Raw genomic sequence first — 21,668 nt, 5'->3', positions numbered from 1 at the left:
GATGTGTCTGATCAGACCAGTGCGGCCAGTGAGCAGACGGCCACTTCGAGTGGGGAGCTGGAGCAGTTGGGGCGGCAACTACGGGGGATGGTGGGACGGTTCAGCCTTTAAGACCGAGCCGTCCTCTTCGCGGGTAAACCCGCTCCCACAGGGTTCTCCACTGGCCTTGGCGCGGTGCAGTACCTGTGGGAGCGGGTTTACCCGCGAAGAGGGGGGTGCGGTTAAAGCACCTGGCGCAGGAACGCCTGCGCGCGCGGATCCTTTGGCGCAGCGAAGAACGCGGCGGGTGCCGAATCTTCCAGCAGCTTGCCATGGTCGAAGAACAGCACCCTGTCCGCCACTTCGCGGGCAAAGCCCATTTCGTGGGTGACGCAGACCATGGTCATGCCTTCCTGGGCCAAGGTCTTCATGACGTCCAGTACCTCGCCGACCATCTCCGGGTCGAGCGCCGAGGTCGGCTCGTCGAACAGCATCACCTTCGGGTCCATCGCCAACGCACGGGCAATCGCCACTCGCTGCTGCTGGCCACCCGAGAGCCGCGACGGGTACTCGTTGGCCTTTTGCGAAATACCCACTTTCTCCAGCAGCGCCCGGGCCTTGGCTTCACGCTCGGCCTTGTTGCGCTTGCGCACCACCTTCTGCGCCAGGCACAGGTTCTCCAGCACGGTCATGTGCGGGAACAGGTTGAAGTGCTGGAACACCATGCCGACTTCGCGGCGGTAGGCGTTGATGTCGGTCTTCGGGTCGGCCAGCTGCAGGCCATCGATGGCCACATGGCCTTCGTCGAAATGCTCCAGGCCATTGAGGCAGCGCAGGAAGGTCGACTTGCCCGAACCCGACGGGCCGAGCACCACCACCACTTCGCCCTTGGCGACTTGCGTGGTGACGTTATCCACAGCCCGCACCACGTGGCCACGGGTGTCGAAGACTTTCAACAGATCACGGACTTCAATCACTTTGCGCAAGCCTCCGCTCGAGCCGGCTGGCGATATGCGACAGCGGCAGGTTGATCAGCAGGTACAGGCCTGCGACGCAGAACCAGATCTCGAAAGTCGAGAACGACGTGGTGATGGCCTCGCGGCCACTCTTGGTCAATTCGGTGATGGCGATCACCGACACCAGCGAGGTGTCCTTGACCAGGCTGATGAACTGCCCGGCCAGCGGCGGCAGCACGCGCTTGAACGCCTGCGGCAGGATCACGTGGCGCATCGACTGGCCCGCGTTCAGGCCCAGCGAGCGCGCAGCCTCGTTCTGCCCCTTGGCAATCGACTGGACGCCGGCGCGGACGATTTCCGCCACATAAGCGCCGGTAAACAGCGCCAGCGCGGCCACCCCGGCAAACTCGCGGGACAGGTTGAGCACGGTGCCGATAAAGAAGTAGAAAATGAAGATCTGTACCAGCAACGGTGTGCCACGCACCAGTTCGACATAAACGGTCGACAGGTCGCGCAGGGTCGGGTTGTTCGACAACCGGCACAAGCCAGCGAACAGGCCGATCACCAGGCCCAGCGCGCCAGACACCACCGAGATCCACAAGGTGGTCCACAGGCCCCAGGCCAGCGGGCCGGCCGCCCAGTGGCGGGTAACGCCGACCTGATCGCCTTCGGCGACGTCGTCGCCGCGGCTCAGTTGCAGGCTGTCCTTGGCCACGTCGAGCACTTGCTCGTCGCCGTTTTCGTCCTTGAGCGTGACACGCGCGGTGTCACCGGAAACGACGATCTCCTGCACGCTACCGTATCCAGCGGCACGCTGGACTTCCTCGGCCTTGTAGGCGAAGTACTGCGGTACGCGGTTCCAGCGCCACTCGTAGGAAATCATCGAGGTGGCCATGTACAGGCTGAGCGCCAGGCCCACCAGGACCAGGGCGGTCAACCCGTGCCAGGGCCACTGGGCTTTCTTGTGTTTGATCACGTGGGGTACTTCCGTAAATGCGAACGCGCAGGGTTTGCCTGCGCGTCGGGGTCAAAAGCCGGGCTTGTGGCCTGGGCCTTATTCCATTTCCTTCAGCCAGTCCTTGTTCTTGAACCACTTGTCGTGAATACGATCGTAGGTCCCGTCATGCTTGATCTGGTGCAGGAAGTTGTTGATGAAGTTGATGCTGTCGTAGTCGCCTTTCTTCAGGCCGAAGGCCAGCGGCTCGTAGGTGAAGGGTTCTTCGAGGAACAGCAGCTTGCCGGCACCGGCCTTCTCGACCGCCACCACGTTGTACGGTGCGTCGTAGACGAAGGCGTCGGCCTTGCCGTTGACCACGTCCATCACTGCTTCCTGCTCGTTGTCATAGCCGTGGTACTTGGCTTTGCCGATCAGCTTTTTGGAAACCATCTCGCCGGTGGTACCCAGCTTGGAAGTCAGGCGGTACTTCTCGTTGTTCAGGTCTTTGTACGACTTGATCTCGCCAGCCAGCTCCTTGCGAATCAGCAGGGTCTGGCCAACCACGATGAAGGGTTCGCTGAAGTTCAGGCGCAGGTTACGTTCCTGGGTCAGGGTCATGCCGCTGCCGATCATGTCGAACTTGTCGGTCAGCAGGGCCGGGATGATACCGTCATAGGCGGTGGAAACAGCCTCGAACTTGACGCCCATGGATTTGGCCATGGCTTTGAGGATATCGACTTCAAAGCCGATGATCTCGCCGCGCTTGTTGGTCATCTGGAACGGCATGTAGGTTGGGTCCATGCCCACCCGCAGCGTGCCGCGCTTGACCGCTTCATCGATGGCGCCAGCCTGGGCCGCAGTTACTGCGACCAGGGCGGTAACACCGACCAGCAGTCGCGAAAGGTATTTCTTGATCATCACCAAGTCCCCTAGCAAGAAAAGAAGCGAGTCTTATTGTCTTGGCACGGCCGTACCGGCCGATGCGCATTATCGGAGAGGGATGCTAACGCATGGCGGCGCTCGGACCTAGAGCCGGGGGGGACTTTGTTGGCCAAAATCCAAGATGCAGGGACATTGCTGGCGAGGGCATCGCCCGCGTTTTGCGACACAAGGCCGCGCCTACAAGGGAATGCATATCCCTGCAGGTGCGGCCTTGTGTCGCGACAGGGCCGCAAAGCGGCCCCAAGCCCTGTCAGGCGCCGACGAGTGCCGGTTGGCCTTCATTCTCCGGGTGCAGTGGCAGCAGCGGCGAATGCGGGTCGTTCTTGATCGAGGCACGCCACACATCGATCCACGCCGCATTGTGCTGCGCCCAGACCTGTTCGTGCAGGCGGCTCAAGGCCACCGGGTCGCTGAGCAAGGCCAGGCGGGTATTGAGGTCCAGCCCTTTCGGCCCGGTTTCAAGTGCCTTGGCCACGCGCTCTGCACGCAGCGCCTCGATCGGCGCAGCCTCGCCGTGACGGGCAGTGGCCATGGCGCAGGCCAGGGCATTCTGCCGCGGGTCGACCACCGCACGTACGAAGCCGTCATGCAGGGCGTGCCAGCGGTTTTCGTGGGTGTACTGGTCGGTCGCCAGCAGCTCTTGCGGCGTCGCGTATTCCTCGGGGATGAGGAACAGCTTCTCGTCCTTGGCTGCCAGGCCCAGGCGGGTACGGCTTGAGATGACCGATACCGGGATCGACAGCACCAGCGAGCCAACGATCGGCGCCAGCCACCACAGGAAGCTCGGGTTCAGCCACGCCACCAGCCCGGCCCAGGCAAAGCCCAGCAGGGTCTGCGGGCCATGCCGGCGCAGCGCTTCGCTCCACGGGGTGGAGTCATCGTCACGCTGCGGCGAATTCCAGGTCGCCGCCCAGCCGAGGAACGCGGCCAGGACGAAGCGGGTGTGGAAGATCATCCGTACCGGCGCCAGCAGCATGGAGAACAGCATCTCCATCAGCATCGACAGGGTGACCTTGATGCGCCCGCCAAATTCGACGGCGCCCTTGGCCCAGATCAGGATGACACTGAGCAGCTTGGGCAGGAACAGCAGTACGATAGTGGTGGAGAACAGCGCCACGGCCTTCTCCGGATGCCACTGCGGCCACAGCGGGTACAGTTGGTACGGCTCGATGAAGTACTGCGGCTCCATCAGCGTGTTGGTCGCCAGCAGTGCGGTAGACAGCACCAGGAACAGGAACCACAGCGGCGCCGACAAGTACGACATCACGCCGGTGAGGAACACCGCACGGTGAACCGGGTGCATGCCCTTGACCAGGAACAGGCGGAAGTTCATCAGGTTGCCGTGGCACCAGCGGCGGTCGCGCTTGAGCTCGTCGAGCAGGTTCGGCGGCAATTCTTCGTAGCTGCCCGGCAGGTCATAGGCAATCCACACGCCCCAGCCGGCGCGGCGCATCAGCGCAGCTTCGACGAAGTCGTGGGAAAGAATGGCCCCGGCGAACGCGCCCTTGCCCGGCAACGGCGCCAGGGCGCAGTGCTCGATGAACGGCTTCATGCGGATGATCGCGTTATGGCCCCAGTAGTGCGACTCGCCCAGCTGCCAGAAGTGCAGGCCGGCAGTGAACAGCGGGCCGTACACGCGGGTAGCAAACTGCTGCATGCGTGCATACAGGGTGTCCATGCCCGAGGCTTTCGGCCCGGTCTGGATGATGCCGGCGTCCGGGTTGGCCTCCATCAGGCGCACCAGGCTGCTCAGGCATTCGCCGCTCATGACGCTGTCGGCGTCGAGCACGACCATATACTTGTACTCGCCACCCCAGCGACGGCAGAAGTCGTCGAGGTTCCCGCTCTTGCGCTTGACGCGACGGCGGCGACGGCGGTAGAAAATGCGGCCAAAGCCCTTGGTCTCGCGGCACACGTCCAGCCAGGCCTGTTGCTCGGCCACGGCGATGTCAGTGTCGTTGGTATCGCTGAGCACAAAGAAGTCGAAGCGGTCGAGGTTGCCACTGGCAGCCACCGACTCGAAAGTCGCCCGCAAGCCTGCGAACACGCGCGGCACGTCTTCGTTGCAGATCGGCATCACCAGCGCGGTACGCGCCTCGGGCGCAATCGGCTCGTTGCCTGCACTGCTACCCGAAATCTTGTACTTGTCACGCCCGGTGAGCAGCTCGAGGAAGCCCATCAAAGCGGTCCAGAAACCAGCCGAAACCCAGCAGAACAGGATACCGAACAGCACCAGGATGGACGTCTGCAAGGCATACGGCCAGACCTGCACCACGGTGTCCCACAGCGGCTGCCTGACGACTTCGTCCAGGTCGACGAACGACCAGCCCTGGTACGGCAGGATGCCCTTCATGTACCAGCCGGCAACGATGGTCTGGCCAATCATCAGGGCCAGCAGGATGTAGCGGCGGATCGAACCGACCGTGCGCCAGCGCGCCGCCGGCAGCTCGCGCTTGGGTGGTTGCGGGGCATTGGTGCGCCCGGTCATGCGCCGCCACAGGCGGATCAGTACGTTGGTGCGCCATGGCTCGGGCACGACCTTGGTACGCTTGATCGGCGGCGCGATCTTCAGGCACAGGCGGCCGCTGCCGTCGACCCCGAGCATCTCGGCGTCTTCCAGCTCGGCAGCGCTGCCCACGGTCAGGCGCGTGCCGACCGAAGCCTGCACGGCCTCGGTGGCATTGGCGGCCGGGTTGGCCGCCAGGCGTTGGTGCAGCTCACCGAACGACGTGCAGCTGGCGAGTTCCGCGCGCTGCTCATCGCTCAGTGGGAGGTGGGCCAGGTATTCGCCAAGCGATTCTGGCCTTGCGCTTGAGTTACTCATCGGCAGGCAACTGATAGCTCCAGGTCTCGGTCAGCACTTTTTCAGTGGTGGCCGGGGTCCCGTTGGTGGGCGCCGCATCGGCGGCAGGTTGTTCGGCCTTGGCTGGCTCCGCCTTGGCGGTCTTCTCATGCTTGGCGTGCTTGGCCGCAGCCTTTTCCTGCTTGGTTTCGGCAGCAGGCTTGGCCGGCTCGACCGGCACGTCACGCACCAGCGCAGCGCGCATTTCGGTGGACTTGTTGGCTTCCTTGACCTTCAGGCGCAGGGTCAGGCGCCAGCCCTTGGTCTCCGGGTTATAGCGCAGATTATTCTCGACCACTTCGGCATTGTCGCCAACGCTGATCTGGCTGCGCACTGCGGTGTCTTCCGGCAGGGCGGCCAACGCCGGGCCGGCGAAGTCGACCAGGAAGGCGACACTGCCGTCTGGCTGGCGGATCAGGTTGGACTGCTTGACGTCACCCGTGGAGCGCAGGGTCTGCTTGACCCAACCCAGGTCAGGGGCCTGGAACTGCTGCTCGTCGATGGTCCAGTGCAGGCGGTAGGCGTATTCGAACGGCTTGCCTGGCTCAGGCAACTTCTCCGGGCTCCAGAAGGCAACGATGTTGTCGTTGGTTTCGTCGGCAGTCGGGATTTCCACCAGGTCGACGGTGCCTTTGCCCCAGTCGCCCTTCGGCTCGATCCAGGCGCTCGGGCGCTTCTGGTAGTTGTCGTCAAGGTCTTCGAAGTCGCTGAAGGCGCGCTGACGCTGCATCAGGCCGAAACCACGCGGATTCTCGACACTGAAGTTGCTCACAGCCAGGTGTTTCGGGTTGTTCAGCGGGCGCCACAGCCACTCGCCGTTACCGGCATGGATCGACAGGCCTTCAGAGTCGTGCAGGGCCGGGCGATAGTTCAGCACCTTGGAAGGCTGGTTGGGGCCGAACAGGAACATGCTGGTCAGCGGGGCGATACCCAGGCGGCTGACCTGGTCACGCAGGAACACGCGCGACTGCACGTCGACGACGGTATCGGTGCCTGGGCGCAGGATCAGCTTGTAAGCGCCGGTGGAGCGCGGCGAGTCCAGCAGGGCGTAGATCACCAGGTGCTTGTCGGCCGGCTTGGGCTTCTCGACCCAGAACTCGGTGAAGCGCGGGAACTCTTCACCCGACGGCAACGCGGTGTCGATGGCAAGGCCACGGGCCGACAGGCCGTAGACATGGCCCTTGCCGACCACGCGGAAGTAGCTGGCCCCCAGCAGGGTCATGATCTCGTCCTGCTTGTCGGCCTTGTTGATCGGGTAGAGCACGCGGAAACCGGCGTAACCGAGGTTCTTGACGGTTTCCGGGTCATGCGGCACGTCACCGAACTCGAAGCGGCTCGGGTCGTACTTGATTTCCTCGACATTGGTAGCGGTGATCTCGTTGATCTTCACCGGGGTGTCGAAGTGCATGCCCTGGTGGTAGAAGGACAGCTTGAACGGCGTCTTGTCCTTGGCCCACTCGGCCTTTTCCTGCAGGAAGTGAATCTTCTGGTAGTCCGCGAACTTCATGTCGCGGAACGCAGCCGGCAGATTGCTTTTTGGTGCTTCGTATTTCTGGCCGGCCAGATCCTTTGCCTTGGCTGCAACATCGTCAAGATTGAATGCCCACAGCTGGCCCGCGCTCATCAGGCCGACCAGTGCCACACTGGCCATCAGGGCCTTGCGCAGCCCGGTGCCGGGGATTCTAGATGCTTTTTGGGGACTAACAATCACGAGCAACCCTCGCCGAAAACAGATCATGAAACCAACGGCCAGCGACAAATGCCGGGTTGGCGAGCACTGTTCGGACCCCATGAGGGCGTAATGATTCCCCAAACAGGTCCAGACAATGCTCGAGTCAGAGTGAAACGAACCCGCGAACGCAGGCTCACGCAGCGCGCGATTATCCAGCAGGATGCGTTACAACGCATCAGGCCGGACCAACTATTTATCGTACAAAACCCCTTGTTTTCCTATAAACAGAGGGTTTTTTGACCTCATATTTGTAACAAGAATGTCACTGGGCCATCATTGACCAGGTGCACCTGCATATCGGCACCGAAGCGCCCACTTGCCACATCAGCATGCTGGCCACGCGCCTTGTGCACAAGATAGTCGAACAATTCAGCCCCGAGCGCCGGTGGCGCTGCGGTCGAGAAGCTCGGGCGCATCCCGCTGCGGGTATCGGCCGCCAGGGTGAACTGGGACACCAGCAGCAAACCGCCACCGACATCCTTGAGCGACAGGTTCATCTTGCCCTGCTCGTCACTGAACACCCGATAATTGAGCAGCTTGTGCAACAGTTTGTCGGCATGTTCGCGAGTATCTTCAGGTTCTACCGCCACCAGCACCAGCAAACCCTGGTCGATGGCACCGACAATGTCCCCGCCGACCTCCACGCGTGCGCCACGCACGCGCTGCAGCAAGCCCCTCATGCTTCTTCCAGCGGCAGGTCGAGCAGACGGCGGGCCATCTGGTCGGCTGCACGCACCAAGGCATCGGTGATACCAGGCTCAGAGGCAGCATGGCCGGCATCACGGATCACCTTCAGCTCGCTGTTCGGCCAGGCCTGGTGCAGCGCCCAGGCATTGTCCAGCGGGCAGATGACATCGTAGCGACCATGCACGATCACCGCGGGCAGGTGGGCAATCTTCGGCATGTCGCGAATCAGCTGGTCTGGCGCCAGGAACGCGTTATTCATGAAGTAATGGCATTCGATGCGGGCAATCGACAACGCCCGCTGCGGCTCGGAGAAGCGGTCGACCACCAACGGGTTGGGGCGCAACGTGGCCGTACGGCCTTCCCAGGTGGACCAGGCCTTGGCCGCGTGCATCTGGGCGATCTGGTCGTTGCCGGTCAGGCGCTTGTGGAAGGCCTTGACCAGGTCACCACGCTCTTCCGGCGGGATCGGCGCGATGTAGTCCTGCCAGTAGTCCGGGAACATGCGGCTGGCGCCTGCCTGGTAGAACCACTCGATTTCCTGCGGGCGGCACAGAAAGATGCCACGCAGGATCAGGCCGTGCACGCGTTCGGGGTGAGTCTGGGCATAGGCCAGAGCGAGGGTCGAGCCCCACGAGCCGCCGAACAGCACCCATTTGTCTATCCCCAGGTGCTTGCGGATGCGCTCCAGGTCCTCGACCAGGTGCCAGGTGGTGTTGTTCTCCAGGCTCGCGTGCGGCGTGGAGCGGCCACAGCCGCGCTGGTCGAAGGTGATGATGCGGTACAGGTTAGGGTCGAAGTAGCAACGGCTCTGGGCATCGCAACCCGCGCCTGGGCCACCGTGGATGAACACCACAGGCAAACCTTCGGGCGACCCGCTTTCATCGACATACAGCACATGCGGCGCTTCCACGGCCAGATCGTGCCGGGCGTAGGGTTTGATCTGCGGGTAGAGGGTCTGCATCGCGCACTCCGTGTGAGGATTAAGTCTGCCGTTGGGCATCATAAACCTGAATTGCGCTTTGAGCATGCCCTCGTACTGTCGAGCGTCAACGTTCGCTCAATCACCGAATAAACATATCTACCGCATGCGGGCCAAGCGCAGGGACATAGTCACTGAGCCATTTACTGCTTATAGGCTCATCATGACCTTGGATAAGGAAAACAGCATCGCCTACGCGCTGATTGCCGAGAAAACCCCCGAATGGATGAAAACCGCGCCGCCATCTAGCCATGCCCTGATGAAACAGGTGATCAGCGACCATGCGATTGCATTGCAACAGGCTTGCCAGGCTGAACCGGCCATTGCCAAGGCACTGGCAACCGAGCACGCGCGCGTGCAGGCCGCTGCGGTTGAGGTGCAGGCCCTGTACAAGAACCTGCCGGGCCTGAAAGCATTCGCCAGCGAACAGTTGAACACCGCCATCAAAGACACCTTCGGCCTCGAGGTGGATGTCAGCAACCACTATCTGCTGGACGTCAGGCACCTCGACCAGCAACCGGGGCAGGACCTGAGGGCTTACAAACAGGCCACCCATTCCTTGCTGGAAAGTGCGCTGCGAAACTTCGAAGCCAGTGCAGCCGAGCCCGGCGGGATGGATAACGCCGATGCCCTGCTCAAGAAGTCGGTCATCCTCGACGCCAAAGGCTTCACGGGCACAGTACCGATCCCCAATGCCCTCGACATCGCACCCGAGCGTTTTGCCCGCTTGTGCCGCGAGTTGGACATCGGTGGCCAATACCAGGCAAAACTGCACGCCATTCACTACAGCGACATCGAGACCGGCGCGACCAACCAGACGACCTACGAAAAAATTGCAGAGCTCGAACGCTGCCTCTTCATGCAAAGCCTGCACCTTGCCCGGCTACACAACGACATCAGCCATAGCTTCTATGAGGCAGCCCTGGCGCTGCCTCTGGACGCTCCGGTGCAATCACCCACCCTGACGTTCAGTGTCCTTTCGCTGTGGGATGTGCAACTGACGCGCCTGCGCCTGTTTGAATACAGGCCAAGCGGAGGGAAAGCCTCGGTGGCGCTTTACGTTCCCGGCGACGCCGAGACACCGCTGAAAGAGTTCGCATCACAGACAGAGGCCGAGCTATGGCTGCGTGATCGCGTGCTCGACAGAACCGATTACCTCGAACACTGCATGAAGGAACGCGACAAGGCCCTCCTGCAGACCAAGTTGCTGGACAGGCTGATGCCTTACACGTTGACGGTGAAAGGCACTCACGAACGTACCGCAGACCCTCACGCGGCGTTGCACCTGCAAGCGCGGCAGTTGAACGGCTCCCTGTTGCAAGGCCTGGTCACGGAAAAAGTCTTCCGCCATGAGGAAGACGCAGCCTTCCATGCCATTCCGACGAGCCTGATCGATACTGTCAGCGCGGTGTCTTACCGGGAGCACTTGCTGCAAAAAGCCCTGACTGCGCTCAACATAGCCGGTTTCTTCTTACCCGTCGTCGGCGAGGTCATGCTGGGTGTATGCGCCTTGCAACTGGCTAATGAGGTCTACGAAGGCATCGAAAGCTGGGCCCATGACGATCAACAGCAGGCGTATCAATACCTGTTGGACGTGGTGACGAACGTGGCTGAGATGGCAGCGTTCACCCTGGCCATAAACGCCGTCGGAGGCGGTTTGGGCGCGGCTATCGGCGGGGCGGCCGAGCCAGCGCCTTTGCCTGAGCCCATCCCGGTGGAAACACCTTCATTCATCGAAGAGCTCGACGATGTGGAGCTTCCCGAGGGCCAGACCAAACTGTGGCGCGCCGACCTTGCACCCTACGCCCAATCAATCGACATACCGGATACTCTCCAACCCGACAGCCTGGGGCTGCGTCATCATCAGGGCAGAAGCTGGCTGATAATCGACGGTCAGGCCTACTCCATCACGCGCTCAGCCGAAGGCGATGGTTACCGCATCGAACATCCCACCCGTCCAGATGCCTATCAGCCACCTCTGCGCCACAATGGCGCCGACATCTGGTTACATCCATTGGACCGCCCCGAACAATGGCAGGTAAGTCAACTGCTGGGCCGCTCGGGCGTACGCCATGAGCAGATCGACAGCAACACCGCTCTGCGCCTCTTGAACATAAGCGGCATCAGCGAGGATGCCTTGCGCACAGTACTCTGCGATAACCAGCGCTTGCCTGGCCAACTGGACGACACCTTTGCCCGCTTCAAGCTGTACCAGGCCATAGAGCAGGCCAACGACTCGGCACCACCTGGGGAGATCCAGCGCGAGTTTCAGCAAAAGTATCAGCGTTTTCCCATAAGCCGAGCGCCTGGTGCCGAAATGATACGTACGCGCTATCCGCAGCTTCCCTCCCCCGTCATCGATGAACTGCTGGGTAATGCCACCGCTGCCGAACTGGGCGAACTGGGCAATGGCAAGGTGCCCAGGCGCCTTGCCGATGAAGTACGCCTGCTGCAGCAGCAGATCAGGCTCAATCGCGCTTACGAAGGGCTGTACCTGGACCGTTTGCGCAATTGGGACACCGATCGCTTGGCACTGCGCACCCTTGAGCAGTTACCTGGCTGGCCAGCGGATATCAGCTTTACCCTGGAACAGCGCCTGTACTCACCCAGCCAACGTTTCCGCATCGGCCCCGACGATGCTTCGCCAGGCCCCACGATTATCAGTGCTCAGGCCGGCTATATACGGGTGCGCAGCGAAAGCCCCGATGCACCGCTGAACGCCCACGCCTCGTTGTACGGAGCGTTATTCGAAGCGCTCAGCGAAGCACAGCGCGTGGCACTCGGCATCGACGACGAGCACGCACTCAAGGCAATGGTTCAACAGGCCACCCCGTTACCGCGCGCTGCTCTGAGGCAGGTACTGGGGATGCAGCCGGTAGCCCCCGATTTCCGATCGCCGATGCGCTTGGCCAACGGACGTATAGGCTATCCCCTGGGCGGGACTCGCCCGCGCAACAGCAGTATTTCACGACAAACGCTGCTCGCCAGGATCAGGCAGGTCGGCCTGTACGCTCCCCTGCCGCGCTCCGCCGAAGAGACGTTGGCTGTACTGGAAAGTCGTAATCTCGACCGCACGGCCATCAACCACCAACTCGACAACCTGCTGGAACAACGCAGTCAACTGCAGTCCAGCCTCAGCAACTGGCGGCAGAGGGTGGCCGTACTGCCCGATCAGAGCGCTGCCGACTTCGATCAATTGGCCAATGCGATCACGCAGCATTGGTATGATCACGCCTTTGCAGCAGATGGCACCGTGACTACGCCCTTGCGCCTTGAGCGGTTGTCGCTGTTGGATTTTCCTCTTGATTTACCTGCGTTCTTCACGACAGCGGTCAGGGACCTGCAACTGCACGAAACCCAACCTGAACGCTATGAAAGCGTGCGCGAACACACGCCGCGCCTGAACAGCATGCTGCGGCAATTCGCCAACCTGAGAACACTCGAGATCAGCCGCGCTTATCGGCAAGAAGCGCCACCTTCACCGTTCTTGTTCAGCTTGCCGCTGATCGCAGAGCAGCTGCCCTTGTTGCAGGCGTTGAGCCTGACCCACCAGAACATCCAGGTTTCCCTAGCAGATACCGAAAGCCTTGTGGGCCTCGCCGAACTTCGCCACCTGGACCTCAGCGGCAATCGCTTATCCGACGACAATCCACCCGACTTCAGCCGGTTGAGGCTGACTTATCTGGGTTTGGACAACATGCAGCTTGAACACTGGCCAGACGGGCTGTCCTACAACACCGTGTCGCGCATGCAACAGATTTCCCTTCAAAATAACCAGATCACGTTGCTTCCTCACTTCCTGCAGGAAAGAGTTCACGGCATTCCCGAACATCCTCAAGTGCTCCTGCAAGGCAATCCCATCAGTTATGACCATATGTTGGCAGTGATGCTCGACCAGTACGGTTTGGGGGCGCACTTGGAGTGGGACCAACCCGATGATTTCCGTGAGCTTCTGGCTCAACATCTGGAACGGCGTCAGCAGCTGCACGACTATCTGGACAATTACGTCAATGCCTCCTCCTCCACCACATCAATCAGCCAGGCAGTGCTGGCCGGCAGAATGCGCATCGCTACGGCACTCAGGCAGTTCTGGAGTAGCCAGGAAATCCGGCGGCTAAGCACCCCGCTGCGCTTGTCAGGTGTTGCATTGGAGTTGTTCCCAGCGCGGTTACCCGCGTTCTTCACCGAACGTGTCAACAACCTCAGCCTCGAAAATATCAGCGGTACCACCACGCAACTGCAAGACCTGCTCAGTCACTTCCCGCAGATGACTAGCTTGACCCTGGAAAATTACGTGCGGGCACAACAAGATTTGCCGAATGCGCTGCGGCAGGCCCCGCAGCTTACCTACCTGGCACTGCGCTCTACCGGCCTGGAGGTCAATCAGGACTTCATGGATGCATTGGCGCCACTGGGCAGGCTCGAAATACTGGACCTCAGCAACAACCGCGTTGGCACGATTACCGAGGCACCACGGACACTCACGCGCCTGCGGCGTCTCGACCTCAACGACATGCACCTTGACCAATGGCCAGCCTGGGTAGATGACCTGTTACCACTGGAAATGCTGGATCTGAGCGATAACCAAATCACGGAGCTACCCGCCCACATCTGGCAGAACCTCAACAACCCCGTGCTCGTCAGCACACTGAGTATGGAAGGGAACCCGCTGACAGCGGAAATGGTTCATCGCGCACGTGCATCATCGGAAAGCCGCAGCAGCTTCACGTTAAGGTTCGATGCCCCTGACGTATGGGACGAGGCGCTGTTCAACGAGTTTCTCGAAACCGATTCGCGCTTGCTCATCGACGACACCCCCCGGCTCACGGACTGGCTCCTGGCTTCAGAGGTGGAGAACGACGCCTTGCGCGACACCTGGGAACAACTTGAGCAATCGGGTGATGCCCAGGACCTGCTCGCCTTGGTGGGCCGGCTGAGAAACGCGTCCACCTACCGCAGCGAGGACACCCGCGTGGAGTTCTGCGCGCGGGTGCGCAAGGTACTGGTCAGAGCATGGCTCCACCCTGATGAACGGGCTCTTTTCAATATCCAGGCCAATGAAGCCCTGACAAAAGAAGATGGTAGCCACACCTGCCATGACGGCGCACTGCTGACGTTCAAGAATATCGAGTTCTACATTGCCAACGAGCAGTTGCACTTCGACGGCACGGACAACGAGGCCAACCTTTACCGTGAACTTCGCCGCCTGTATCGCCTGCATAAGGTAGATGAGGTGGCCACGCGCGAAGCCGGCGACCGGGATGTCGCCGAGGTGCGCCTGACGTACCTGCGCGAACTGAACGGTCCACTTCAGCTTGGGCAGCCTGTCGACCGGCTACTCTACGCGATCAATCCGAGTATCGAGGAATTGATCGATGCCGAGCTGCAGGTTCAGCGTGGCGAGCACGGCGAGGAGTTCCTGCGCTTTGCCGCCGCCAACGAAGTGTGGGTCCAGCACTTGCGCCAGTTTCATCAGGAGCGTTTCACGCAGATAGAAAGCGATTACCGGGACCAGGTCATGGATTTGCAGGACCGCAACCCGGATCGTCCCCTGGATTCGCTGACTGAAGCGTTCAATGCCCTGGAAACACGGCGGCAAGCCCGCGAATCCCGTCTTATCCGCGAACTCACCGCCTTCGCCGACCCTGATCGCAGGCCACGCTCTTCGAGTGAATGACCGGGGTTAACGACCGTAGCGCTCACGCCCCCATGCCAATGTCGTTTCAAGTAACTTGCGCAGCACCTCCTGGGTGTTCTGCGCAAGTTCTTCGCGATAGGCGAATGGCTCGCGCTCTTCCATGTAAGTGCTTTGAGCAAGCTCCAACTGCACTGCGTGGATGTGATCCTGCGGGTTACCGTAATGCCGGGTGATGTGGCCGCCCTTGAAGCGCCCGTTCAGCACATGGCTGTAGGCGGGTGCCTGCGCACAAACGCCACGCAGCCGTTCGGCCAGATCAGGATCGCAACTGGCACCGTTGAACGTACCCAGGTTGAAGTCCGGTAACTTGCCGTCGAACAGGTGCGGGATCAGCGAGCGGATCGAGTGGGCATCCCACAGCAGTGCGTAGCCGAACTCATCGCGCAGGCGCACCAGTTCATCCTGAATGGTCTGGTGATACGGTCGCCAGATCTGCTCAAGGTAGGTCTTGCGCTCGTCGGCGGACGGCACCTGCCCCTCCTTGAACAGCGGCTCGCCCTCGAACAGCGTGGCCGGATACAAGCCCGTGGTCGCGCCAGCGTACAGCGGTTTGTCGTCATCCGGCCGGTTCAGGTCGATTACGAAACGCGAATACTCCGCCGCCACAACGCTGGCTCCCAGTTCGCGGGCGAAGTCGTAAAGGCGCGGGATATGCCAGTCGGTATCGGGCAGGCTGCGCGCCTGCTCGACCAGGCCATCGCGCACAGCTGGGGTCAGTTTCAGGCCCGCGTGGGGCATGCTGATCAACAGGGGCAAACGGCCCTGGTGGAAACTCAGTACCTTGTCCATCTTGCCTCGCTCAGTTGGATATCTCGTGGCCCTTGCGCACCACTCGCTTGGGCAGGTCGCCGCCCAGCCAGTAGGCCAGGTCAGCGGGACGGGCGATCTGCCAGGCGACGAAGTCCGCCGCCTTGCCGGCTTCCAGCGTGCCGTGGCTGTGGCCAAGGCCCAGCGCGGTGGCTGCATGGGTTGTGACGCCGGCCAGGGCTTCTTCCGGCGTCATGCGGAACAGCGTGCAGCCCATGTTCAGCATCAGCCGCAGGGATAACCCGGGCGAAGTACCCGGGTTGAGGTCGCTGGCCAGGGCAATCTTCACGCCGTGGCGGCGCAGCGCATCCATCGGCGGCAGCTGGGTTTCGCGCAGGAAATAGAAGGCGCCCGGCAGCAGCACGGCAACCGTGCCAGCGGCGGCCATGGCAATTGCGTCTTCCTCGGTCATGAACTCCAGGTGGTCGGCCGACAGCGCCTGGTAGCGTGCTGCCAGGCTGGAGCCATGCAACGAGGACAGCTGCTCGGCATGCAGCTTCACTGGCAGGCCCAGTTCCTGCGCCTTGATGAACACCTTTTCGACTTGTACCGGGGAGAACGCCAGGTGTTCGCAGAAGGCGTCCACCGCATCCACCAGGCCTTCCGCGGCCAGAGCCGGCAGCATCTCGTCACAGACGTGCGCAATGTAGTCGTCTGCCCGGCCGGCGTATTCCGGCGGCAAGGCATGGGCGGCCAGGCAGGTGGCGCGCACCGCCAACGGCAGCTCGTCGGCCAGCCGCCGGGCTACACGCAGCATCTTGCGCTCATTGGCCAAGTCCAGGCCATAGCCGGACTTGACCTCAAGGGTGGTCACGCCATCGCGCATCAACGCCTGGACACGCTGGCGAGCACTGGCGAACAGCTCATCCTCGCTGGCCGCGCGGGTGGCCCGCACGGTGCTGGCGATACCGCCGCCCTGGGCGGCGATCTCGGCATAGCTGACGCCCTGCAGGCGCTGCTCGAACTCGCCGCTGCGGTTGCCACCGAACACCGCATGGGTGTGGCAGTCAATCAGCCCCGGGGTGACCCAGGCGCCGCCCAGGTCCACCGTGCGGTCAACGTCGAACGGCTGCAACTCGGTGCGTGGGCCAATCCACTCGATAAGCCCGGCATTGGTGACGATGGCCGCATCCTCGATGATCGAGTAACGGCCCTCGGCCATGGTTGCCGCGTGGCAGTGCTGCCAGAGGGTTCTCATGTGCAATCTCCTTGACTAGCGGTGCAGCTCGACCGGTACGTGCTTGCCTGCGCGCGGCTTGCACCACAGCAGGTAGGACGCCACCAGGAACACCACCCAGACCACACCGACCAGCAAGGCCGCCTGGGTATCCGGGAAGTAACCGAGCACACCGAAAATGAACACCATGAAGGCGATGGCCATGGCCGGGCCATAGGGCCAGAACGGTACCGGGAACTTCAGCTGGGCCGCCTCTTCACGGCTCATGCTGCGGCGCATGGCCACCTGGGTGACCAGGATCATCAGCCACACCCACACGGTGGCGAAGGTCGCGATGGATGCGATCAGCAGGAACACGTTTTCCGGGATCAGGTAGTTGAGCAACACCCCGACCAGCAACGCCGCGCCCATGACCACCACGGTCATCCATGGCACACCGTGCTTGGACAACTTGCCAAAGCTGCGCGGCGCGTGGCCTTGCTGGGCCAGGCCATACATCATGCGGCCGGCACCGAAGATGTCGCTGTTGATCGCCGAAATCGCGGCCGAGATCACCACGATGTTCAGCACGGCAGCGGCCGAACCGATGCCCAGGTTGCTGAAAATCTGCACGAACGGGCTGCCCTCGCTGCCAATCTGCGGCCACGGGTACAGGCACATCAGCACGAACAGGGTGAGCACGTAGAACAGCAGGATGCGCAGGGGCACGGCATTGATCGCCTTGGGGATGACGCGCTGCGGATCTTTGGCTTCACCGGCGGTGACGCCGATGATCTCGATGCCGCCGAAGGCGAACATCACCACGGCGAAGGAGGCGATCAGGCCGCCGATGCCATTGGGCATGAAGCCGCCATGCTCGATCAGGTTACTGATGCCCACGGCATGTTCGCCACTCACCTGGCTGAAGCCGAAAGCCATGATGCCGAGGCCGGCCAGGATCATCGCCACGATGGCGCCGACCTTGAGCAGCGACAGCCAGAATTCCATTTCACCGAAGACCTTGACGTTGCACAGGTTGAGGCCGCCGATCACGAAGACGATGCCCAGCACCCAGATCCAGCGGGCCACTTCGGGGAACCAGAAGCCCATGTAGATACCGAAGGCGGTAATGTCGGCGATGGCGACGATGACCATCTCGAAGGCGTAGGTCCAGCCGAGGATGAAGCCGGCCATGGGGCCGAGGTAGGTGGTGGCATAGTGGCCAAAGGAGCCGGCCACCGGGTTGTGCACGGCCATTTCGCCGAGGGCGCGCATGACCATGAACACCGCAGCGCCACCGATCAGGTAGGCCAGCAGCACAGCCGGGCCGGCCATCTGGATGGCCGAGGCAGAGCCGTAGAACAGGCCGGTGCCGATGGCAGAGCCTAGGGCCATGAAACGGATGTGGCGGGCCGTTAGCCCGCGCTTTAGACCTTGAGCTTGTTGCATGTCACGTCCTTAAATTGTTTTTGTGGTCGTGAGGTCGATGGGGGCTGCCTTGCAGCCCATTCCGACCGGTTCGGCGCCACGGCAAGGCCGCTCCTTCAAAAGAATGCGTTGCCTTTGTAGGAGCGGCCTTGCCGGGGCGCCGGACCGGTCGGAAAGGGCCGCAAAGCGGCCCTGGGGGGCATCACAGGCTAGGCAGGACACCAGCAGGCAGCAGCCCGGTCAGGCTGCCCTTGGCCAGCAGCTCGACAGCTGCCTCGATGTCCGGCGCGAAGAAGCGGTCACGGTCATAGTGCGGCACTTCACGACGCAGCGCCTGGCGCGCCTGCTCCAGCTTCGCCGAAGTCTTCAGGCCTTTGCGCAAGTCCAGCCCCTGACACGCCCCCAGCCATTCGATGGCCAGCACACCACGGGTGTTCTCGGCCATTTCCCACAGGCGCTTGCCAGCGGCTGGGGCCATGGACACGTGGTCTTCCTGGTTGGCCGAGGTCGGCAGGCTATCGACACTGTGCGGGTGCGACAAGGCCTTGTTCTCGCTGGCCAGGGCGGCAGCGGTGACCTGGGCGATCATGAAGCCGGAGTTCACCCCACCGTTTTCCACCAGGAATGGCGGCAGCTGGGACATGTGCTTGTCCATCATCAGCGAGATGCGGCGCTCGCTCAGCGAACCGATTTCGGCGATCGCCAGGGCGATATTGTCGGCGGCCATGGCCACCGGCTCGGCGTGGAAATTGCCACCGGAAATCACGTCGCCTTCGGCAGCGAACACCAATGGGTTGTCCGACACGGCGTTGGCTTCGATGCCCAACACCTCGGCAGCCTGGCGGATCTGGGTCAGGCAGGCGCCCATGACCTGCGGCTGGCAGCGCAGCGAGTATGGGTCCTGGACCTTGTCGCAGTTCTTGTGCGACTGCGACACTTCGCTGGATTCGCCCAGCAGGTCCCGGAAGCACGCGGCGGTGTCGATCTGGCCACGCTGGCCACGCACGTCGTGAATGCGCGCATCGAACGGCGAACGCGAACCCAGCGCAGCCTCGACGCTCAGGCCACCACAGGCGATGGCGGCGGCATACAGGTCTTCGGCGTGGAACAGGCCGCGCAGGGCGTAGGCAGTAGATGCCTGGGTGCCATTGAGCAGGGCCAGGCCTTCTTTGGCGGCCAGGGTCAGCGGCTCGAGGCCGGCGACAGCCAGGGCTTCGGTAGCCGGCAGCCACTGGCCCTGGTAACGCGCCTTGCCTTCACCAAGCAGTACCAGCGACATGTGCGCCAGCGGGGCCAGGTCGCCAGAAGCGCCCACCGAGCCTTTGAGCGGGATGTGTGGGTAGACTTCGGCGTTGACCAGGGCGATCAGCGCATCGATGACCTTGCGGCGGATACCGGAGAATCCACGGCTGAGGCTGTTGATCTTGAGGACCATGATCAGCCGCACCAGCGCGTCGTCCAGCGGCGCGCCGATACCGGCGGCGTGGGACAGCACCAGCGAACGCTGCAGGTTCTCAAGGTCGTGGCTGGCGATACGGGTCGAGGCCAGCAGGCCGAAACCGGTGTTGATGCCGTAGGCGGTACGGTCTTCGGCAATGATCTGCTCGACGCAGGCAACGCTGGCGTCGATGGCCGGCGCGGCGCTGGCGTCCAGTTGCAGGCGCACGGGTGCGGCATGGATGGCGCGCAGCTGTGCCAGGGTCAGGGTGCCGGGCTTGAGGGTCAGTTCGGTCACTTTGCTACTCCAATTCTGTCGGGGGCCCGCAGGCCCCTCTTGTTGTTCAGTATCACTCAAAGCGCAGCGATCAGCCCGTGATCATTGGCAGGTCGAGGCCCTGCTCCTTGGCGCAGTCGATGGCGATGTCGTAACCGGCATCGGCGTGGCGCATCACACCAGTCCCCGGGTCGTTGGTCAGTACGCGAGCAATACGCTCGGCGGCCTCATCGGTACCGTCGCAGACGATGACCATGCCCGAGTGCTGGGAGAAGCCCATGCCCACGCCGCCGCCATGGTGCAGCGAAACCCAGGTGGCGCCGCCTGCGGTGTTGAGCAGGGCGTTGAGCAGCGGCCAGTCGGAGACCGCGTCGGAGCCGTCGCGCATGGCTTCGGTTTCGCGGTTCGGGCTGGACACGGAACCTGAGTCCAGATGGTCGCGGCCAATCACCACCGGCGCCGACAGCTCTCCGCTGCGGACCATTTCGTTGAAGGCCAGGCCCAGCTTGGCGCGCAGGCCCAGGCCAACCCAGCAGATACGTGCCGGCAGGCCCTGGAAGCTGATGCGCTCGCGGGCCATGTCCAGCCAGCGGTGCAGGTGGGCGTCGTCCGGGATCAGTTCCTTGACCTTGGCGTCGGTCTTGTAGATGTCTTCGGCTTCACCGGACAGCGCCGCCCAGCGGAACGGGCCGATGCCGCGGCAGAACAGCGGGCGGATGTAGGCCGGGACGAAGCCTGGGAAGTCGAACGCGTTGGCAACGCCCTCTTCCTTGGCCATCTGGCGGATGTTGTTGCCGTAGTCGAACGTCGGGATGCCCTGCTTCTGGAAGTCGAGCATGGCTTGCACGTGCACGGCCATCGACTGTTTGGCAGCCTTGACCACAGCAGCAGGCTCGGTCTGGGCGCGGTCACGGTACTGCTCCCAGGTCCAGCCGGCAGGCAGGTAACCGTTGAGCGGATCGTGGGCGCTGGTCTGGTCGGTGACCATGTCCGGGCGCACGCCACGCTTGACCAGCTCTGGCAGGATTTCGGCGGCGTTGCCGTGCACGGCAATGGAGATCGCCTTGCCTTCGGCGGTGTACTTGGCAATGCGCGCCAGGGCGTCGTCGAGGTCTTTGGCCTGTTCGTCGACGTAGCGGGTTTCCAGGCGGAAGTCGATGCGGCTCTGCTGGCATTCGATGTTCAGCGAGCAGGCACCAGCCAGGGTTGCGGCCAGCGGCTGGGCGCCGCCCATGCCGCCGAGGCCGGCGGTCAGTACCCATTTGCCTTTCAGGCTGCCGCCGTAGTGCTGGCGACCGGCTTCGACGAAGGTTTCGTAGGTGCCCTGGACGATGCCCTGGCTGCCGATGTAGATCCAGCTGCCAGCAGTCATCTGGCCGTACATGGCCAGGCCCTTGGCGTCCAGTTCGTTGAAGTGTTCCCAGTTGGCCCAGTGCGGCACCAGGTTGGAGTTGGCGATCAGTACGCGCGGGGCGTTGCTGTGGGTCTTGAACACGCCGACCGGCTTGCCCGACTGCACCAGCAGGGTTTCGTCGTCTTCCAGGCGGGTCAGGGTTTCGACGATCTTGTCGTAGCAGGCCCAGTTGCGCGCGGCGCGACCGATGCCGCCGTACACCACCAGCTCTTTCGGGTTTTCCGCGACCTGCGGGTCGAGGTTGTTCATCAGCATGCGCAGTGGCGCTTCGGTCAGCCAGCTTTTGGCGGTCAGCTTGTTGCCACGTGGGGCACGGATTTCAACGTCACGGTACTTGTTGTTGTCGGTCACGGGAAGGTCCTCGGCGGTTGTCCGCGGGCAGATGTGTCGTGGTCAA

14 protein-coding genes are annotated in these 21,668 nt (G+C 62.5%); 2 read left to right on the top strand and 12 right to left on the bottom strand.

Annotated features, from left to right (window positions below; translation table 11 throughout):
- On the top strand, positions 1-111 hold a 111-nt coding region (locus tag H040_RS28170; RefSeq protein WP_442966492.1), incomplete at its 5' end, for a hypothetical protein.
- A 110-nt stretch (positions 112-221) separates the two neighbouring features.
- Here the strand turns inward: H040_RS28170 and H040_RS16000 are convergent.
- From H040_RS16000 to pip, 7 genes are all read right to left on the bottom strand, one after another.
- On the bottom strand, positions 222-956 hold the full coding sequence (locus H040_RS16000) for an amino acid ABC transporter ATP-binding protein (RefSeq protein WP_027921052.1): 735 nt from the start codon (positions 954-956) through the stop codon (positions 222-224).
- Positions 949-1,911: an amino acid ABC transporter permease gene (locus tag H040_RS15995; RefSeq protein WP_033696626.1), complete on the bottom strand. Its 963-nt coding sequence runs from the start codon at positions 1,909-1,911 to the stop codon at positions 949-951. The genes H040_RS16000 and H040_RS15995 overlap by 8 nt, the downstream gene beginning before the upstream one ends.
- A gap of 78 nt (positions 1,912-1,989) precedes the next feature.
- A complete protein-coding gene (locus tag H040_RS15990; protein WP_027921050.1) occupies positions 1,990-2,787 on the bottom strand; it encodes a transporter substrate-binding domain-containing protein in 798 nt (265 codons plus the stop codon).
- A gap of 277 nt (positions 2,788-3,064) precedes the next feature.
- Positions 3,065-5,638 (bottom strand): glucans biosynthesis glucosyltransferase MdoH, encoded by a 2,574-nt coding sequence (gene mdoH / locus H040_RS15985; protein ID WP_027921049.1) that lies wholly within the window; start codon positions 5,636-5,638, stop codon positions 3,065-3,067.
- Complete coding sequence (locus tag H040_RS15980) at positions 5,631-7,367, bottom strand: glucan biosynthesis protein G (protein ID WP_202818628.1); 1,737 nt, start codon at positions 7,365-7,367, stop codon at positions 5,631-5,633. The genes mdoH and H040_RS15980 overlap by 8 nt, the downstream gene beginning before the upstream one ends.
- 263 nt (positions 7,368-7,630) lie before the next feature.
- A complete protein-coding gene (gene dtd, locus H040_RS15975; protein ID WP_027921047.1) occupies positions 7,631-8,068 on the bottom strand; it encodes a D-aminoacyl-tRNA deacylase in 438 nt (145 codons plus the stop codon).
- Entirely contained in the window at positions 8,065-9,036 is a 972-nt protein-coding gene (gene pip / locus H040_RS15970; protein ID WP_027921046.1) for a prolyl aminopeptidase, read from the bottom strand. The genes dtd and pip overlap by 4 nt, the downstream gene beginning before the upstream one ends.
- A gap of 181 nt (positions 9,037-9,217) precedes the next feature.
- Here pip and H040_RS15965 point away from each other — a divergent pair, with 181 nt between their 5' ends.
- Positions 9,218-14,731, top strand: coding sequence for a dermonecrotic toxin domain-containing protein (locus H040_RS15965; RefSeq protein WP_050437266.1), 5,514 nt, complete (start codon positions 9,218-9,220; stop codon positions 14,729-14,731).
- Positions 14,732-14,737: 6 nt separating this feature from the next.
- On the opposite strand, the gene hutG is transcribed toward H040_RS15965, so the two are convergent.
- The 5 genes from hutG to hutU form a co-directional block, all read right to left on the bottom strand.
- On the bottom strand, positions 14,738-15,541 hold the full coding sequence (gene hutG / locus H040_RS15960; RefSeq protein ID WP_027921045.1) for an N-formylglutamate deformylase: 804 nt from the start codon (positions 15,539-15,541) through the stop codon (positions 14,738-14,740).
- A 10-nt stretch (positions 15,542-15,551) separates the two neighbouring features.
- Positions 15,552-16,757, bottom strand: a complete 1,206-nt coding sequence (gene hutI, locus H040_RS15955; protein WP_027921044.1) for an imidazolonepropionase — start codon at positions 16,755-16,757, stop codon at positions 15,552-15,554.
- Between the two features lie 15 nt (positions 16,758-16,772).
- Positions 16,773-18,164: an amino acid permease gene (locus H040_RS15950; protein ID WP_027921043.1), complete on the bottom strand. Its 1,392-nt coding sequence runs from the start codon at positions 18,162-18,164 to the stop codon at positions 16,773-16,775.
- 181 nt (positions 18,165-18,345) lie between these two features.
- Entirely contained in the window at positions 18,346-19,878 is a 1,533-nt protein-coding gene (gene hutH / locus H040_RS15945; protein WP_027921042.1) for a histidine ammonia-lyase, read from the bottom strand.
- A gap of 70 nt (positions 19,879-19,948) precedes the next feature.
- Entirely contained in the window at positions 19,949-21,622 is a 1,674-nt protein-coding gene (gene hutU / locus H040_RS15940; protein WP_027921041.1) for a urocanate hydratase, read from the bottom strand.
- Positions 21,623-21,668 lie beyond the last annotated feature (46 nt).

Source organism: Pseudomonas sp. URMO17WK12:I7, assembly GCF_003269045.1.
Lineage (GTDB): Bacteria > Pseudomonadota > Gammaproteobacteria > Pseudomonadales > Pseudomonadaceae > Aquipseudomonas > Aquipseudomonas putida_J.
This window is presented reverse-complemented; position numbering and strand designations above follow the sequence as displayed.

Coding starts and splice junctions, on each gene's coding strand:
- mdoH (WP_027921049.1), bottom strand. CDS start 5,638: ATGAGTAACTCAAGCGCAAGGCCAGAATCGCTTGGCGAATACCTGGCC.
- dtd (WP_027921047.1), bottom strand. CDS start 8,068: ATGAGGGGCTTGCTGCAGCGCGTGCGTGGCGCACGCGTGGAGGTCGGC.
- pip (WP_027921046.1), bottom strand. CDS start 9,036: ATGCAGACCCTCTACCCGCAGATCAAACCCTACGCCCGGCACGATCTG.
- H040_RS15965 (WP_050437266.1), top strand. CDS start 9,218: ATGACCTTGGATAAGGAAAACAGCATCGCCTACGCGCTGATTGCCGAG.
- hutG (WP_027921045.1), bottom strand. CDS start 15,541: ATGGACAAGGTACTGAGTTTCCACCAGGGCCGTTTGCCCCTGTTGATC.
- hutI (WP_027921044.1), bottom strand. CDS start 16,757: ATGAGAACCCTCTGGCAGCACTGCCACGCGGCAACCATGGCCGAGGGC.
- H040_RS15950 (WP_027921043.1), bottom strand. CDS start 18,164: ATGCAACAAGCTCAAGGTCTAAAGCGCGGGCTAACGGCCCGCCACATC.